Annotated in this window: 14 protein-coding genes and 1 pseudogene; 10 read left to right on the forward strand and 5 right to left on the reverse strand. The window is 45.1% G+C overall.

The features are described from left to right. Positions 1 to 233: 233 nt before the first annotated feature. Together CKQ84_RS17215 and CKQ84_RS17225 are read left to right on the forward strand one after the other, a co-directional pair. Positions 234 to 435, forward strand: a pseudogene (locus CKQ84_RS17215) (hypothetical protein); the annotation flags it as partial. 667 nt (positions 436 to 1,102) lie between these two features. Then, positions 1,103 to 2,134, forward strand: coding sequence for a DUF5677 domain-containing protein (locus tag CKQ84_RS17225; RefSeq protein WP_105252174.1), 1,032 nt, complete (start codon positions 1,103 to 1,105; stop codon positions 2,132 to 2,134). Positions 2,135 to 3,015: 881 nt separating this feature from the next. Here the strand turns inward: CKQ84_RS17225 and ggt are convergent. Beyond that, the gene (gene ggt, locus CKQ84_RS17230; RefSeq protein WP_105252175.1) at positions 3,016 to 4,755 is read right to left on the reverse strand and encodes a gamma-glutamyltransferase; all 1,740 of its coding nucleotides are present in this window, start codon (positions 4,753 to 4,755) and stop codon (positions 3,016 to 3,018) included. Between the two features lie 108 nt (positions 4,756 to 4,863). Between ggt and CKQ84_RS17235 the strand changes: the two genes are divergently transcribed. Continuing rightward, complete coding sequence (locus CKQ84_RS17235) at positions 4,864 to 6,204, forward strand: GNAT family N-acetyltransferase (protein ID WP_105252176.1); 1,341 nt, start codon at positions 4,864 to 4,866, stop codon at positions 6,202 to 6,204. A 74-nt stretch (positions 6,205 to 6,278) separates the two neighbouring features. Here the strand turns inward: CKQ84_RS17235 and CKQ84_RS17240 are convergent, their stop codons facing one another. Further along, a complete protein-coding gene (locus tag CKQ84_RS17240; RefSeq protein ID WP_105252177.1) occupies positions 6,279 to 6,902 on the reverse strand; it encodes a LysE family translocator in 624 nt (207 codons plus the stop codon). A gap of 225 nt (positions 6,903 to 7,127) precedes the next feature. Next, positions 7,128 to 7,610 (reverse strand): hypothetical protein, encoded by a 483-nt coding sequence (locus CKQ84_RS17245; protein ID WP_105252178.1) that lies wholly within the window; start codon positions 7,608 to 7,610, stop codon positions 7,128 to 7,130. Between the two features lie 255 nt (positions 7,611 to 7,865). Here CKQ84_RS17245 and CKQ84_RS17250 point away from each other — a divergent pair, with 255 nt between their 5' ends. The 6 genes from CKQ84_RS17250 to CKQ84_RS17275 all read left to right on the forward strand — a co-directional run bounded on the left by CKQ84_RS17250 (position 7,866) and on the right by CKQ84_RS17275 (position 12,411). Further along, on the forward strand, positions 7,866 to 8,441 hold the full coding sequence (locus CKQ84_RS17250; RefSeq protein WP_105252179.1) for a YbhB/YbcL family Raf kinase inhibitor-like protein: 576 nt from the start codon (positions 7,866 to 7,868) through the stop codon (positions 8,439 to 8,441). Positions 8,442 to 8,452: 11 nt separating this feature from the next. After that, a complete protein-coding gene (locus tag CKQ84_RS17255; protein WP_254053115.1) occupies positions 8,453 to 9,619 on the forward strand; it encodes a major royal jelly family protein in 1,167 nt (388 codons plus the stop codon). Between the two features lie 133 nt (positions 9,620 to 9,752). After that, positions 9,753 to 10,229, forward strand: a complete 477-nt coding sequence (locus CKQ84_RS17260; protein ID WP_028759587.1) for a VOC family protein — start codon at positions 9,753 to 9,755, stop codon at positions 10,227 to 10,229. Further along, positions 10,216 to 11,205 (forward strand): glycine betaine ABC transporter substrate-binding protein, encoded by a 990-nt coding sequence (locus tag CKQ84_RS17265; RefSeq protein WP_254053116.1) that lies wholly within the window; start codon positions 10,216 to 10,218, stop codon positions 11,203 to 11,205. The genes CKQ84_RS17260 and CKQ84_RS17265 overlap by 14 nt, the downstream gene beginning before the upstream one ends. Continuing rightward, positions 11,205 to 11,687 carry an Atu1372/SO_1960 family protein gene (locus tag CKQ84_RS17270; protein ID WP_254053117.1) on the forward strand — a complete coding sequence of 161 codons (483 nt, stop codon included), beginning with the start codon at positions 11,205 to 11,207 and terminating at the stop codon, positions 11,685 to 11,687. Before CKQ84_RS17265 ends, CKQ84_RS17270 begins: the two co-directional genes overlap by 1 nt. Positions 11,688 to 11,856: 169 nt before the next feature. Next, positions 11,857 to 12,411: a sugar O-acetyltransferase gene (locus CKQ84_RS17275; RefSeq protein WP_105252181.1), complete on the forward strand. Its 555-nt coding sequence runs from the start codon at positions 11,857 to 11,859 to the stop codon at positions 12,409 to 12,411. A 124-nt stretch (positions 12,412 to 12,535) separates the two neighbouring features. Here the strand turns inward: CKQ84_RS17275 and hppD are convergent, their stop codons facing one another. Continuing rightward, positions 12,536 to 13,576, reverse strand: coding sequence for a 4-hydroxyphenylpyruvate dioxygenase (hppD, locus tag CKQ84_RS17280; RefSeq protein ID WP_105252182.1), 1,041 nt, complete (start codon positions 13,574 to 13,576; stop codon positions 12,536 to 12,538). Between the two features lie 76 nt (positions 13,577 to 13,652). Further along, positions 13,653 to 14,813: a homogentisate 1,2-dioxygenase gene (locus CKQ84_RS17285; protein WP_105252183.1), complete on the reverse strand. Its 1,161-nt coding sequence runs from the start codon at positions 14,811 to 14,813 to the stop codon at positions 13,653 to 13,655. 207 nt (positions 14,814 to 15,020) lie between these two features. Between CKQ84_RS17285 and CKQ84_RS17290 the strand changes: the two genes are divergently transcribed. Next, entirely contained in the window at positions 15,021 to 15,935 is a 915-nt protein-coding gene (locus CKQ84_RS17290) for a LysR family transcriptional regulator (protein WP_028759592.1), read from the forward strand. Positions 15,936 to 16,174 lie beyond the last annotated feature (239 nt).

The following is a 16,174-nucleotide window of genomic DNA, read 5'->3' on the forward strand; positions in this document are numbered from 1 at the left end:
GATATTGTTATGGATGTTTGCATGATGATGGCCTTGGATTTCAAGAAAAAATTGAAGTCTACGTGCGGCTAAAACCATTAAATTAAGCTTAATGTGACTGTTTAACATGTATCGGACTAGGGGTTCCATCGATTTTGTGTTTAGTTTGTAACAAATGTTTTGTTTCAGGCTTTTAAGCAAAAAATGATGGCAAACTGGGCGAGGATATTATCGCGTCTCAGGCACGTTTTCTTGGCTTAGTCGACCCTAAACTCATTGCAATTGGCGGCTCAACGAACAGTAAATTATTCCCCATTGCTTTAAGTTTTAGCACCAGCCATGCTGGGCGTGGAATACACAGGCCATACTGAAAAAGAGTTCATCACCCATAAGCAATTTATGCTGAACCTAAAAATGTACACCGCAGCATTTATCGAGCTATCGGCGGTGAAATAGTGCTCTTTGTGAAAGTGATTTTGGAATGGCATAAAAGTGTAGGGAGCAATAAAGCCGTTCTGAATATAAAAGGTTCATACGGAAACGGCGGTTAAATCTTAGATTTTCGCCATTTCAACTCTAAATACTGAAAGGCTAAAGGCTAAAGGCTAAAGGCTAAAGGCTAAAGGCTAAAGGCTAGTGAGTTATATCGTCAGTTGTGCTGCATGAATTGTCATTGTTTCCCCAGTGACTCGCCGTAAATATATCCATATAGGCTCGACGGCGACATCCATATCGCCAACGGTCACTGGTACACCAATGCCAATCCTCACTTACCCTTTCGCTGTTCGTTTAGCTAAAAAGCTAATGCACAAAGCAAGATAACTTTGTCGTCAATAGTGCAGCATGAATTGTCATTGTTGCAACAGTGACTCGTCGTAAATATATCCCTATAGGCTCGACGGCGGCATCCATGCCGCCAACGGTCACTGTTGCAACAATGCCAATCCTAACCAACCCTCTCGCTGCCCGTTCTGCTAAAAAGCTATTGCCCCATTGCGAATTGCAACCAAACATACTTAAGCGATCTAGTTCGAACATGTTGACCCAATTTGGGTAATGCTACAGAGTGACTAGTGTAATGGTGACTATTCAACGTCACGATCGTTATAAATCAGGAATGGTTATGAGAGTTATTCAAGATCAGTTTGATAAGTTAATTGAAGATTTAATAGCTGAAAATCCAGAACAAACCGCAGAACTCGATATTGAAAAATTAATATCAGAAAAAATCCCTGAGTTCACAAGGATTATTGCTGACTCATTAGAAAATTCAAGAAATGAAATGCTTTCAAAGCGACGGGATGAATATTGTTCATTTGCTAATAGAAATATTCAACGGTGGCAATCTGGATTTGATTTGTTGGAGACTCATATTGCAATTTGTACCGAAGCAGGAGAAAAAATCAATTCGGAATATCGTGCTCAAGCTTTTGAAAAATGTGATTTAGTTTTTGATTTATTAGTACGTCACCATGCTAGATCTTGTCATATTGCAAATGAAATTTTGTGTCTATTGAAAAATGGTTTTCCTGATGCCGCTCATTCACGTTGGAGAGCTTTGCACGAGCTTAATGCAACTATAATGTTTATTTTTAAACACGGGCAAGAGTGTGCAGAACGCTTTTATTTTCACGATATAATCGATTCTTATGATGGAATGAATGAGCACCATAAATATGAAGATAGACTTCAAGCTAAAGGTCCGACAGTCGGCGATCTAGAAAACATAAAACGAGCTTATGACGATATCGTTAGTAAATATGGAAAAAGTTATGCAGGCCATTATGGCTGGGCGGCGTATTTATTCCCTCAGATTAAACGTGTTGGTTTTGGCTCTATTGAAAAGGATGTTGGCTTAGACCATATGAGGCCCTACTATAAATGGGCAAGTCAAAATATCCACGCTGGTTCTAAAGGTTTGAGAAATCGATTAGCTCTTGCTGAATGTAATGAAGATATACTTGTTGTTGGCCAAAGTAATTCAGGTATGGTAGATCCAGCACACGCAACGGCAATTAGTTTAATGCAGGTAACATGTACTTTACTTCAACTCAATCCATCAATAGATAGTATTGTAATTATGGAAATCGCTAAACAGTATTCCGATAAAGTTGGTGAAGAGTTTCTTAAACTTTCGCGTTATACTGATTTATAATAGCACGTTCCGATTAACCTCGTACTGTCACGAATTTTGGTTCCCCAAAATAGCGCCAGCAGTCGGCAGTTGAACTGCACATAAAACCATAGAAAATTTAATCCGTAACTCACCGAGTAGAGTTAAAAATCTAAAACGATTCTGTCCAAAAGCGTGCTGCGTAACGCTTTTAAATCTACAGATTACGCGAATGCTCGAAAGGTGTGCCATGGTGATTGGCGAGACGACCGTCCGCCCCATGGACGGACTTGCTGCGAGTCGACGAGCGAATGCCATGGCAAGCCTGTGCTAGTGGATACCCGTAAACGCTAAACTTCTAACAACTGAAATTACCGCACTCCAAACACTACTTTCCAACACATTTCTGTCCAAAAGCGTGCTGGGTATCTCCTTCATACAGACAGGTTACGCGAATGCTCGAAAGGTGAGCCATGGTGATTAGCGAGACGACCGTCCGCCCCATGGACGGGGCGGTCGAGCATCCACGGACGGACTGGCTGCGAGTCGGAGAGTGAATGCCATGGCAAGCCTATATGAGTGGATACCAGCCAACGCTAAGATCCCAATAACTGACATTACAGTTTAGCAATGGATTTTGTACATAAGTGCGTTAGGTCTCAGTAGATACTTCATGACTCACCTGTCGCTTCATCAAATTAAAAGTTAATGTAAATCAGCATGATAAGGTGTAATTAAAAATAATAAAAAGCCCTGCTTATACAGTGATGTATAGCAGGGCTTTTTAAGCGAGAGTTTGCATTCGTTGAGTGGAAGGACAAGCTTTACTCAGGGTTTATGACCTATATCGAATAGGTCATATCTTCTCTTCCACTTATCTCATTAACTCATCCCTTTCCACTAAAATCGGTATCATGGAGATGCTAGTAGCCGATGGCTTCGCTACCGGAGTGGCGTGGATCAGACGCACCAAAAATTCCTTGTTCGGTCACCATGATTGATTGTGTGCTGCCCATAGCGGATTGTACTTTCACTTTGTGTCCTTTGGCTTCGAGCAGGGAAATGGTATCGCGATTAAAGCTGGACTCGACTCGCAATTCATCGGGTTGCCATTGATGGTGAACCCGCGCCGCATTACTGGCTTCGGCGATATTCAATCCATGATCAACAACATTCATGATGATCTGCAGTGTGGTGGTGATAATGCGCGAACCACCTGGACTGCCAGTGACGAGGAAGGGTTTGCCATCCTTCATCACTATTGTTGGGCTCATTGAGCTGAGTGGGCGCTTATTGCCCTCGACCGCATTGGCATCACCGCCTACTAAACCGTAGCCGTTTGGCACGCCGGGTTTGGCAGAGAAATCATCCATCTCGTTATTGAGCAGAATCCCTGTTCCCTTAGCCACTAAACCTGAGCCGTAGCTGAAGTTTAAGGTGTAAGTATTTGAAACTGCATTACCCCATTTATCGACTACCGAGAAGTGAGTGGTTTGATCGCTCTCATAGGGGGCGAGCTTGCCGGGCTTGATTTCAGCGCTCGGTGTTGCCTTATTCACCGCAATTTGGCTGGCGATTTTTTGGGCGTAGTCCTTACTGGTTAAGGCTGTGACGGGCACCTTATAAAAGTCGGGATCGCCCAAGTATTCGCTGCGATCGCTATAGGCGTACTTCATGGTTTCTGCCATCAGATGAATCGTCTGGGCGGTATTGTGGCCGAGTTTGTCTATCGGGAATTGCTGCAATACGTTGAGCATTTCGATGATGTGTACGCCGCCCGATGATGGCGGTGGCATAGACACTACCTCGTAGCCACGATACTCGCCGCGCACGGGTTCACGTTCCACAACCTTATAATTTTTAAGGTCGTCTAAGGTCATAATGCCGCCAGCGTCTTTCACCGCATTGATGAGCTTAGTGGCGGTTTCACCTTCGTAGAATCCTTTGGTACCTTTTTCAGCGATAAGACTTAACGAATGGGCAAGTTCAGGTTGTTTAAGAATATCATCCACTTGATAGTCACTGCCGTCGGCTTTGTAGAAGATAGCGGCCGTGGTTGGCCATTGGGCCATGCGGCGTTTTAGGCCTGCAAGGGATTGGGCAAGATCTGGCGTGATGCTGATGCCTTCCTGCGCCATTTTAATCGCGGGTGCAGTAACTTGGGCGAGAGTCATAGTACCATATTTTTCAAGGGCTAAGCTCATGCCCATCACTGTACCTGGCACACCCACTGCAAGACCGTGTTCGCGGCTTAGTTTTTCAACTGCGTCGCCATTTTCGTCGAGGAAAATGTTTTTCTTGGCTTTAGACGGCGCCATTTCACGGTAATCGATAGCGATGGTTTTGTTTTCTTTGGCAATATGCACCAGCATAAAACCGCCGCCGCCGATATTGCCAGCACGGGGTAAGGTGACTGCCAAACTGAAGGCGACAGCCACGGCGGCGTCAACCGCATTACCGCCTTGCTTTAGGATCTCAACGCCGGTGCGACTGGCGAGAGTTTCTTGGCTTGCGACCATGCCATGCTTAGCCCACACAGGTTGTGCGGTGGCCATCTGGCTGAAAATTGGCGATTCATCGGCAAGCAGACTGGGAGATGATAGTAAGGGAAGCGCCATCGCAATGGCGAGAATAAGAGGTCTAAAAGGTCTTGTTGGACGCATACTCAATCCTGAATTTATTTTAATTATGGCTATGCAATGTGCCGAGAATTAGGCTTAATTGCAACCTCGTATACTTGTTCACACCAGTAAAGGACGATAATTTACCCAATGAGACAGCTTATCTTGGCTTTTGCGAGCTCAATGTCGGATATTTCGGCCAGTGCGTGGAATGCTGCCATGGGTGAGGCGAATCCCTTTTGCCGCCATGAGTTTCTGTTGGCACTTGAGCAAAGCCGTTCCGCCTGCACTGCAACCGGTTGGACGCCTCGACATTTATGCGTGTTCGATGCGGGTGACACATTAAATGATGTTGCCAGCAAGGATAAAAGCTTGTCGCCTTTGGCTGAAGGAGGGTTTATCAGTGTGCAAACGGCTAAGCACTTCAATCAGTTCCCACTTATTGCCGTCATGCCCTTGTACCAAAAATCCCATTCCTACGGTGAGTATGTGTTCGATTGGGCGTGGGCCGAAGCCTATGAGCGCCATGGGCTCGATTACTATCCCAAATGGGTGAATGCGATCCCTTTTACCCCAGTGCAAGGTCAACGGATGGGCATTCATCCCGCATTGGAGCGCGCTGAGCAACTGCGCGTGGCGGCATTACTGCTGATGACATTGAATCGCCGACTAATATCAGCGCGGGATAATCTCGTACCTAAGGAAGCTATTCTTAATGAGCCAGAGCAGGGCAATACCCCGATTTCCTCATGGCACAGCCTGTTTGTTACCCCAACACAAACGCCGTTATTTGAAAGTTTGCCAAATTCGCTGTTAAAACGCTTAGGCACTCAGTTCCATTGGCATAATCGCGGTTATCGGGATTTTAATGATTTTCTGGCGGGCTTTAGTTCCCGTAAGCGTAAAAATATCTTGAAGGAGCGGGCGCAGTTACAGCCTTTTAATCTTAAGTTTCAGTTTGTCGAAGGGGAGCAGATCACCGCTTCGCAATGGCAGACTTTTATCCAGTGTTATCAATTAACTTACCTTAAGCGCTCTGGTCATCGCGGCTATTTAACGCCAACCTTTTTTCAGCAGTTGGGGGCGCAACTCGCTGCGCAAGTCCTACTCTTGGTGGTCGAAGATGCAAAGGGCGAGATGGTCGCTGGTGCCTTGTATTTAAAAGGTGAGAATACCCGAGGGCAGAAATGCTTATATGGTCGTTATTGGGGGACGACGGTTGAGCTCGACGGTTTACATTTTGAGGCCTGTTATTATCAAGGTATTCAATATTGTATTGAACATGAGTTTCAAGTGTTTGATGCGGGCGCGCAGGGGGAACATAAGGTGCTGCGTGGCTTTGAACCCGTAGCAATGTATTCCTACCATAACATCGCCCATTTGGGATTTAAGGCGGCGATTACGGACTTTGTTGAGCAAGAAACACTGCAAATGCAGCAATATATGGTGCAGATGCAGGATGTGTTGCCCTACAAAAAAGAGCCTTCATAAAGACCGAGTTAACGGGACTTTATTGGGCTCATTTTAGGTAGAACGGGTTACATTTAAGCGGTTAGTTCAAACCGTTAGCTCATGGCTAACCAAACTCCTACGCCTATCATTAGGCTGCCTGCAATGCGGTTTAACCAGCGAATATTATCGCCACGGCTCAAGAAGATGCGCAGGCTTTTGCCACCACTGGCGTAGGCGAGCATAGAGGTAAATTCGGTCACCATGATAATGCTCAGTAAGGCGAGGAGCTGCGGCGCGACGTCGCGCTCGGCATTGATAAAAGGGGGTAGTAGCGACACCATAAATGCCCAACCTTTTGGATTGGCAATGGCGGTAATAAAGCCTTGAGAGATCAAGGTAACATTGCTGGCTCTGGGGTTAGTGTCATCATCACTTAATATGGTCATCTTGCCGCGCGCGCGCCACATCTGTACGCCGATAAAGCCTAAATAAATTCCGCCAACCCATTTGAAGATTTGAAAGACTTCGGGATAGTTGAGCATGATACTGGCCACGCCCATCACGGCGGCTGTCGCCACCAACGCCACGCCTACCAGTTCACCCAGCATCATCCACAGGGTGCGGCGCACACCTATACTCATGCCCAGGGTCATGGCGAGTGTCATGCACATGCCCGGCGTGATAGAAACAAAGAAAAAAGTCGGGATAAACACAGCGAGTAAGGCAAAATCAGGCATGGTTTGGTCATTCTTGGGTGAAGATGAGAAGGCCGATAGTGTAATGAAAACGGAGGATTTAGCCAATCTGCTTATTTTGAACTTGCTCTCTTTAAATGTAATCGGTTGTGTTGGCTGGCGATATTTCACGCAAAAAGCATATTGTAGTTATTATTAACAATATGCTCACTAACCCCATTGTGATTAATTCTGCAGTTGTTCGGTTAACAGCGATTAACTTCATAGTTAACAAGATAAGACATTGACTGTAGGTTCTACATCAGTATCGATCAAGTAGACACTATCGGCGCCCACCATATAATAACTGTATAGGTCTTGGTAAATATGTTCGCCTAATTCACCATAATAAGGACGGCGTGCATTTTTTACCGACTTCCATATTGGCCAAGGTAAAGAAAAATAATCGACATTGGATTGATTCGTGATATTTAAATCTGAATCAATAGGGAATGGCGTATTGCATTTATCATGATGTTGAATATCGCTAAAGTTATCACTTATGTTATCTAAGAAGGTTTGATAACTTGACTCATCAATTACTTGTATTCCAGATATCGTTGGGAAATATAATTCCATTGTGAATGCATCGTTATCAAGTTCCTGCCACAGAATGGTTAAAGATAAATGGTCTAATCTGCAACTCAGGTTCGGATGTGGCTTTAGGTTTCTGCTCACGGGAAACCAAGGTTGATAAGCCGCTTTAATCATAGCTAATCCTCGTTATATTATTGTGTTAAGAACATATCTTAGTCGTTTGGTTGTTACTTTTTTGCATTATCTTTGCTGAAACTACCATAACCTAAAAATAACTGAGAAGCATGTTGAGATTATCCAATATTTTTTGAAACTCATATCAACCAAATACGCCTTATCAATCATAATTTGATTGATATGCTAACCCACATTCTCAAATCAATGGTTAATGACTGTTCTAGGACAGTTCAAAAATGGGTTCAGCACATTATGAAATCGCCTTATTTCTCCTCTTTTAAAAAGACTCTCTTAGTGACTGTCGCTTTGGCCGCCAGTATTAATTACGTTATGGCTGACGACAGTGCCTCTGCGTTTAGTCTCGAAAGTAATTTAGCTGATAATTCAAGGTTTCCTCCTGAGTATTATTGGAATCAATTTGGTTGTTCGGGCGAAAATATTGCGCCGCGTTTAACTTGGCAAAATGTACCTGCCGGTACCAAGAGCTTTGCTGTCACTTTATATGACAAAGATGCGCCTACTGGCAGTGGTTTTTGGCACCGTGTTGTGTATGACATTCCGGCACAGGTGTCGACTCTCGCAGGTGGTGTGAATGGCGGAGCGCTACCCAGTGGTGCCATTGAAGCTAATACCGATTTAGGTAAACCTGGATTCTTTGGACCTTGTCCACCAGAGGGACGTGAACACAGTTATGTATGGACAGTGCATGCTTTGGATGTGGCGCAGTTGCCGATAGACAAGGGATCAACACCCGCTTTGGTGGGATTCTATCTTTGGCAGCATAGATTAGGCGAAGCAAGTTTAACGCTTTTAGCTGGCCCACGTTAGGAGGAATGAAGATGACCATATTATCTACGCGCATTACATACCCAATGTTATCAAAGGCTTTTACTCTACTGGCAACCAGTTTGTTGTGTTCTCACTCATGGGCGACACAGACTGAGCCGCTGGCAAAAATGGACGTCTTTGCCGAACTTGATGGGGCTGTGGGCGGTATTACTTTCACATCAGATGAGCGATTGATTTTCAGTTATCACCCTTTCTATCAACCTAACATTAAGGTGGCAGAGCTTTTAGCGGATGGTAGTACTAAGCCATTTCCTAATTCGGATTGGCAGCAATGCCATGATCCGCAGGGTAAAGCGAAAGAACCTGACACTTGCCTTAATTGGGTGTTGGGGCTGCGAACCGACGATCAAGACAGAGTGTGGCTATTAGACTCTGGCCAGCAGGCGCCACGTATTGAGCCTAAATTAGTGGCATGGGATACCAAGAAAAATCAATTAGATCGCATTATTCATTTGCCCGCGCCAGTCTCTCTTCCTGAGTCACAACATAATGACTTTGTTATCTCATCTCGACATCAAGCGATTGTGATTGCCGATGAGGGGATTGGCACGGGTCCCATTGGTGAAAAGGCTGCGCTGGTGGTTGTGGACTTAAATACAGGGAAAAGTCGGCGCCTATTACAGGGTGATAACAGTGTGATGCCAGATTTACAGCGGCCACTGATTATCGATAAGGACTCAAAAGGTAGAAAGCAGATTGAAGTCTATGTGGGTGCCGATGGTATTGCTTTAGATAAAACCCAAACATGGCTCTACTTTGCCCCGATGAATAAAGACAAAGTTTACCGTGTGCGGATGACCGATCTCATCAATCCTTCGTTAACGCCTGCGGCACTCTCTGCCAAAGTGGAGGCTTATGCCGATAAACCCGACAACGGTGGCTTAAGTATTGATGAAGCGAATAATTTGTATCTAACAGAAGTGGGAGAGCGGGCCATTGGTGTGATCCCTGCTGATTCTCGCCAGTATCGCACATATGTCCATGATGAACGTATGGTTTGGCCCGACGGTGTGAGTTATGGCAAGCAAGGTTATTTGTACTCTGGGGCTGCGCAATTACCGTTATCGGCACCATTAAACAATGGCAAAGCTGAAAACAGTCCACCTTATTATATTTTCCGTTTTAAGCCCTTAGCGGCGGGCGTTCGTGGTAATTAACCTTAACCATTAATCTTATAACCTTACGTCAAGTGCTTATCTTAACTGAATTTATTCACACGATTTTTGCGGATTAAAACGGTTTGGATTCGCACTTGGTTATACCGAGTCAGTACTGCCAGAGGATGACAATATGAACATAATCGGATTGGATCACTTTACCATCAGAACGCCCAAACTGGTTGAAACGCTGTTGTTTTATCAAGTTATCCTTGGATTGAAATTAGGTTGGCGGCCACAGTTTGGTTTTCCTGGACATTGGCTTTATGCCTCAAATAAGCCCATTTTGCATTTAGTGGAAGCGGGCGATCAAGCGCTAGATGCCTACTTAGGGGAAAGCAGAAATATTTATGGCTCGGGACGTGTTGACCATTTGTCGTTTCGTGGCACGGATTTACACCAGATGCAGCAGCATTTATGCCAGCAGAGGATGATTTTTCAGGAACGAATAGTGCCTGAAATTGGTGAACATCAGTTGTTTCTTGAAGATCCGAATGGCATCAAAGTAGAGATGATATTCCCCTATGCAAAGGACAACGCCATCGTAGGGATTGTGATGGATAGGCTCACTATTTTAGACACCAAGGAGCCTGAACATGGCGGAGATTAATGTCTTCAGAAGGCAATTATTGCAAACGTTGGGATTGGGCAGTTTGGCATCATTGGCATTATTTCCTCGAGGTGCGATAGGTATGAATTCATTGAATAAGAGTACAAATATGGAGAGCTCACAGGGTAAGCCGATGATTCGCATGGGAGTGACGGACTTAAGTTTTCATCGCGTCACCGCCGCTGTGGTGGCCCATGTGATAGGGATTATGGGCAAAGAGGTGCAACGAAGCTATGCATTGCACGAGGCTAATTTTGAGCAGCTAGGTGAAGGCAAAGTGGATATGCTGTGTTCAGCATGGCTGCCCCATAGCCATGGGATTTATCGACAAGGTGTCGAAGAGCGAGTTGCTACGCGGCAACTCGGGCTACATTATGAGCCCTATGCGCTCTGGGGCGTACCCGATTATGTGCCTGCTGAGCAAGTGTCGAGCATTGAGGATTTACTCAAACCTGACGTGCAGCAACGTATGCGGCCCATCATTCAAGGGATTGGTGAGGGGGCGGGGATCACGCGATTTTCTAAAAATATTATGACGCAATATGGATTAACGGCGGCGGGTTATCAATTTAGAACAGGCACTCAGGCCGACTGTGTCGCCGCTTTTGAGTCTGCCGTAGCGGTAAACGATTGGGTGGTCGTTCCTTTGTGGCATCCACAATTTTTACACCATCAATACGGTATTCGCGATCTTCAGGACCCCAAAGGTTTACTCGGGGGGAAAGATAAAGCGGTATTGCTCGCCCGTGAACGCGAGTTGGCGGTTAATTTCTCGCCAGCACAAATTCAGGTGCTGGATAACATAGTATTATCGAATCAAATGGTTGCAGAACTCGATTATGCGGTTAATCGACAAGGAATGACGGAAGATGAGGCCGCTGCGAACTGGCTGACAGTCAATCCTCAGCATTTGACGACCTGGTTAGCCCCGCTGCTTAATCCTGCGAATGTCTCATCTCAGGAGGTGACATTATGATGAGCACACCTGAATCGCGGCTAGTGGCGGCAGGGCTTGAACTACCTGAGGTTGCTGCGGCTCTTGGAAATTATGAACCCTATTCAATTGTTGGCAGTCAGTTAATGACCTCGGGTCAGTTTCCCTATTTAGAGGGCGAGCTTCAGTATCAAGGACAATTGGGCGCCGATCATACTGTGAGCGAAGGCTACGCTGCCTGTCGTCTTGCTACCCTAAATGCCATTGCCCAATTGAAACAGGCTTGCGGTGAGCTTTCGCGGATAAAACAAATTTACCGCTTGGAAGGAGTGCTAAATGTGCATCAATCTTGCTTTGAACATCCTAAAGCACTCGATGGGGCTTCGGATTTATTGCTTGAAATCTTCGGTGAAGCAGGGCGTCACAGCCGGATGATTTGGACAAATCCTGTCATGCCGCTGAACAGTTTGTGTCTAGTGTATTTATTTGCAGAACTCTATTGTGATGACGAACAAAGGCAATGACCTTTGTCTCGATTGAGATTTAATGCTTGAATGTGACTCACATTGGCTATTAGCTAAATGTTCTGTCAGCAAGACGGGTAGTTCATTCAAGAGCATATGAGGCAGTTCTTGAACTTTCATCAATCGATTGTTAGGGTTAGGTCATCATGGACTGAATGTTGACAATACGATGACTGAGAAACAAAAAATGTTGGCGGGCCAGCCCTATAAGGCTTGGAATGATGAGTTATTGGCTGAGCGGATGCGGGCGAAATCCATTTGTCATCAGTTTAATCTGGCCGAACCGACTTTACTTGATGCCCGAATGGAGCATCTTCGTGGCCTGCTTGATATTCAACACTGTGCCCATATTGAGCCTAATTTCTTTTGTGATTACGGCTATAACATCCATATTGGCAAACAATTTTACGCCAATCATAATCTAACCATATTAGATGTTTGCTCCGTCTCGATTGGCGATAATGTGATGTTTGGTCCCCATGTGATGATTTCTACCGCAACGCATCCTATTAATCCCATTGCGCGGCAAACGACGGAATACGGCGCGCCAATTCAAATCGGTAATAATGTCTGGCTAGGCGGAAACGTCTCTGTGTTACCCGGTGTGACCATTGGTGATAATTGTGTCATTGGTGCTGGTAGTGTCGTGAATAAGAGCATTCCCGCGAACTGTGTGGCGGCAGGTAACCCTTGTAAGGTTATCAAACCTATCAATGTGGAATAATGCAGGAAGGTCGATGCCGAGTGATTGGCGTCAATGCTGATGCTGATTTAAATGACGATTTAGATCGTCGTAGAAACAAAAACGGTACGCAGTGCGTACCGTTTTTTATTAGCAGGATGAATACTTACAGTACGCCGCGGCGCATTTGGTCCCGTTCAATTGATTCAAACAGGGCAGTAAAGTTGCCTTCACCAAAACCTAAGTTATTCTTACGTTGGATGATTTCGATGAAAATCGGTCCAAACAGGTTTTTAGTAAATATCTGCAATAAATAGCCTGTATCATCACCATCCACCAGAATTTGGTGATGTTTAATGCGCTCACGATTTTCTGTAACCTGCGGTAACTTATCGAAAATAGTGTCGTAGTATTCAGGGATAATGTCTAAGCATTGGATTGAGCTGCCTTCCATTGCATCCAGAGATTTTACGATATCGCGGCTTCTAAAGGCTAAATGCTGCACACCTGGGCCATTGTATTCCTTCAGGTATTCATCGATTTGGTTCTTATCGCTGCCTTTACCTTCGTTAATCGGGATACAGAAGCTGCCATCTGGCGAACGTAGGGCGTAGGACACTAGCGCGGTTTGTACGCCGCTGATGTCAAAGTAGCGCACTTCCGTAAAACCAAAAATGTTTTTATAGAAGTTAGCCCAATGTTCCATTGTGCCTTTGTAGACGTTGTTGGTTAAGTGATCGACTTCGATAAAGCCTTTCTCTTGGGTGATAATTTGCTCGTCTAAATCTTCAAAATCAGCGGCATAGATATTGTTACCTGCGCCAAAGGTGTCGATGAAATAAATTAAGCTGTCGCCAATGCCGTAAATCGCAGGATAAGGCAGATCTTTGTTGGCATCATCGGCGGGTTTTGCACCACGTTCAACGGCAACGCGATAGGCAAAGCCGGCATCTTCTACACGCCAGCCCATAGAACAAATGGCTGGGCCGTGGGATTTAGCAAACTTAGCTGAGAAACCTTCGCGCCCAGTGTTGAGCAGAAAATTAATGTCATTCTGTTTGTAGTACAGGATGTCTTTGTTCTTGGCTTTTTTCAGCAGAGAAAAACCAAAGTCGATAAAGACTTTGTGCATAAAATCAGTATCAGGGCTGGCGAATTCAGTGAATTCGATACCTAATAAGCCCAGTGGATTTAGTTCGCTTGCCATGATGTTTTCCTCGTTATTTTAGTGCAACACGCCGTCACTCTAATGACTCCCGCATGGGAGTGTTGGTGGCTTGGGGCTAGTCTTCTAGCCAAGAGCGGTTGTAGTCTTTGCTCATGCAATTTTGTACATGTTCGGTTAATTTCAGTGGGGCGAACGTGTCCACCATCACTGCATATTCATAGGTTTCTTTTTTGCCAATTGAGGCTTCAGTGCGGCCCGGTTGTGGTCCGTGGGCCACACCTTTTTGATGTAAGGTCATGTAACCCGCTTCAATGCCCGTGCGGCTCATAAAGTCGCCATCGACGTAATACAAGACCTCGTCGCTATCTATGTTGTTGTGGTAATAAGGCGCCGGAATCGATTTAGGGTGGAAATCGTAGGGGCGCGGTACGAAGTTACAAATCACAAAGTTATGGGCGGTAAAGACTAAGTGATCAGAAGGAGGTAGATGGATTTTGCCTACCTTTGGTGCGTATTCTGTGATGTTGAATGCCCAAGGGTAAACGCAGCCATCCCAACCGACTAAATCAAAGGGATGCCATTCAAGAGTGGTGAGTTGGTATTTATCGCCAAACTTACACACTAAGGGGAAGGCGCCGCGCTCAACCACAGCATCTTGCAATGTAGGTACGCGCAAATCGCGCTCGCAGTAAGGTGCTGATTCTAATAGCTGACCATACTCGTTACGGAAATGCTTAGGCACTTCCACCATAGAGAATGACTCGATGGCGAAAAGTCGCACATTACTGTAATCGTTGAATTTTAGTTGATAAGTAGTACCGCGTGGGATCACGAGATAGTCCCACTTTTGGACCTTAATCGTGCCGTACTCGCTGTAGAGTGTGCCTTCGCCTTCGTGGACAAAAACCACTTCATCGGCATAGGCGTTACGGTAAAACTCGTCGGTATCGGCGGTGACTTTGGCGGTATACAGTGCTAAGTCATTGTTATAAAAAATCTTGTTACGGGCGCTGAAGAAATTACCTTCACGGTCGGCGTCGCGGGAATCGAGTTTATAGTTTTGGACCAGCGAGTCTTCCCAATTGGCACCATGGCCTAGGCTATAGGGCGCCACTTCTAATGCTTTGGTTGGCATGTTGTGGTGATATTTATTGGAATAAATATTGGAAAATCCATGGGTTGAGAACAGCTCTTCACGGTAAAGCTCGCCGTTTTCCTTTTCAAATGCGATATGGCGCTTATGGGGAATCTGGCCTTGTTTCACATAAAATGGCATGGAGGATCCTTGGTTTTTATAGCGGCGTGAGATTAGCTCTACTTCGCTTGTCGTTATGGTTATGTGATCTTGTTATCAATTTAGTTGCTTGAATGAACAAAAAAAAGAATAATAAATCCGTTATCTCAATCTAAAAATTAGATGGTATTCTAATCTTTACGAATCGTAGTGTTTCCGTGACATGTTCATTAGAGCCAAGGAGTGACCATGCGCATCGATATTGATGCTTTTAATGTGCTGCAAGTGCTGGTGGAAGAGGGCAGTTTTGCCAAGGCGGCGGAGCGATTACACAAAGCGCAATCGGCGGTGAGTTATCAAGTTAAAAAGTTAGAAGAGCACTTAGGCGTGCCGCTTTTTAGCCGTGAGCAATATCGTGCTGAGCTGACGCAAGAGGGCCGCGTGATTTTGGCCGAGGGACAAAGGTTACTGCAACACCTTGCAAACATTGAACATCTTGCCAGCCGTTTCAGTGAAGGCTGGGAGCCAAAGTTAGAGCTAGTGATAGATGGAGCCTTGCCAATGGAGCCAATTATGACGGCTTTAAAGCGCATGGCTGAGCATCAGATCCCCACTAAAATTCAGCTGAATATGGAGTTTTTAGGCGGTGTACAACACAGATTCGAGCGTGATAATGCTGACTTGATGTTAGTGAAAGATTATCGCACTGGCCCCTATTATCATCCGCAGCCGTTGCCTGCAATTACTAGCGTACTGGTGGCCAGTGCTTCGCATCCTTTATCTTTTATTCGCGAAATTAGTTTGTCTGAGCTGCAGCAACATGTGGAATTAACTATCGAAGACTCTTCACCCAATAAAAGTTACCGCGATGAAATGCAATTTGGCGGCGATAAAGTGTTTTATCTTTCTGGCTTTATCATGAAAAAGAACGCCTTGTTAAAAGGCTTAGGTTTTGGCTGGTTGCCGGATTTTTTAGTGCAAGAAGAGTTAGCTAAGGGCGAATTAGTTGAAATCGACTTCGTCGGTGGCAGTCGTTTTACGTTTATTCCACAGCTCGTCTCGACCTTAGAGCGTCCGTTAGGCCGTGCGGGACAACTTTTTACCGAGTTGATATTAGAGGAGTTTGCTAAGGCTGAGCAGTTTAATGGTGTGGGTTTGGGTTGATAAGTCTTCGCTTGTCATCTTTTGATACAAGTTACCGCATAAAATAATCGCATTTTGACATTTTATGTCATAGATTAATGCCTAGGTCAGATTAAGGTTTAGATTGAGAGTTAAAATAAGGCCTAAATTCAGATTGAGCTTAGATCTAGATTAGGGTCGAGATGAAGAGTGAAATTGAGCCGCGATAGGTAAAGAGTCGTCCATCGGGGTCAATCTAAAGGATAGTAACAAGGAACTGA

The sequence above is a fragment of the Shewanella sp. WE21 genome (genome assembly GCF_002966515.1).
Taxonomy (GTDB): Bacteria; Pseudomonadota; Gammaproteobacteria; order Enterobacterales; family Shewanellaceae; genus Shewanella; species Shewanella oncorhynchi.

Excerpts from the sequence above, each read along its gene's own strand:
- CKQ84_RS17225 (WP_105252174.1), top strand. The coding sequence starts at position 1,103 with ATGAGAGTTATTCAAGATCAGTTTGATAAGTTAATTGAAGATTTAATA.
- ggt (WP_105252175.1), bottom strand. The coding sequence starts at position 4,755 with ATGCGTCCAACAAGACCTTTTAGACCTCTTATTCTCGCCATTGCGATG.
- CKQ84_RS17235 (WP_105252176.1), top strand. The coding sequence starts at position 4,864 with ATGAGACAGCTTATCTTGGCTTTTGCGAGCTCAATGTCGGATATTTCG.
- CKQ84_RS17240 (WP_105252177.1), bottom strand. The coding sequence starts at position 6,902 with ATGCCTGATTTTGCCTTACTCGCTGTGTTTATCCCGACTTTTTTCTTT.
- CKQ84_RS17245 (WP_105252178.1), bottom strand. The coding sequence starts at position 7,610 with ATGATTAAAGCGGCTTATCAACCTTGGTTTCCCGTGAGCAGAAACCTA.
- CKQ84_RS17250 (WP_105252179.1), top strand. The coding sequence starts at position 7,866 with ATGAAATCGCCTTATTTCTCCTCTTTTAAAAAGACTCTCTTAGTGACT.
- CKQ84_RS17255 (WP_254053115.1), top strand. The coding sequence starts at position 8,453 with ATGACCATATTATCTACGCGCATTACATACCCAATGTTATCAAAGGCT.
- CKQ84_RS17260 (WP_028759587.1), top strand. The coding sequence starts at position 9,753 with ATGAACATAATCGGATTGGATCACTTTACCATCAGAACGCCCAAACTG.
- CKQ84_RS17265 (WP_254053116.1), top strand. The coding sequence starts at position 10,216 with ATGGCGGAGATTAATGTCTTCAGAAGGCAATTATTGCAAACGTTGGGA.
- CKQ84_RS17270 (WP_254053117.1), top strand. The coding sequence starts at position 11,205 with ATGAGCACACCTGAATCGCGGCTAGTGGCGGCAGGGCTTGAACTACCT.
- CKQ84_RS17275 (WP_105252181.1), top strand. The coding sequence starts at position 11,857 with ATGACTGAGAAACAAAAAATGTTGGCGGGCCAGCCCTATAAGGCTTGG.
- hppD (WP_105252182.1), bottom strand. The coding sequence starts at position 13,576 with ATGGCAAGCGAACTAAATCCACTGGGCTTATTAGGTATCGAATTCACT.
- CKQ84_RS17285 (WP_105252183.1), bottom strand. The coding sequence starts at position 14,813 with ATGCCATTTTATGTGAAACAAGGCCAGATTCCCCATAAGCGCCATATC.
- CKQ84_RS17290 (WP_028759592.1), top strand. The coding sequence starts at position 15,021 with ATGCGCATCGATATTGATGCTTTTAATGTGCTGCAAGTGCTGGTGGAA.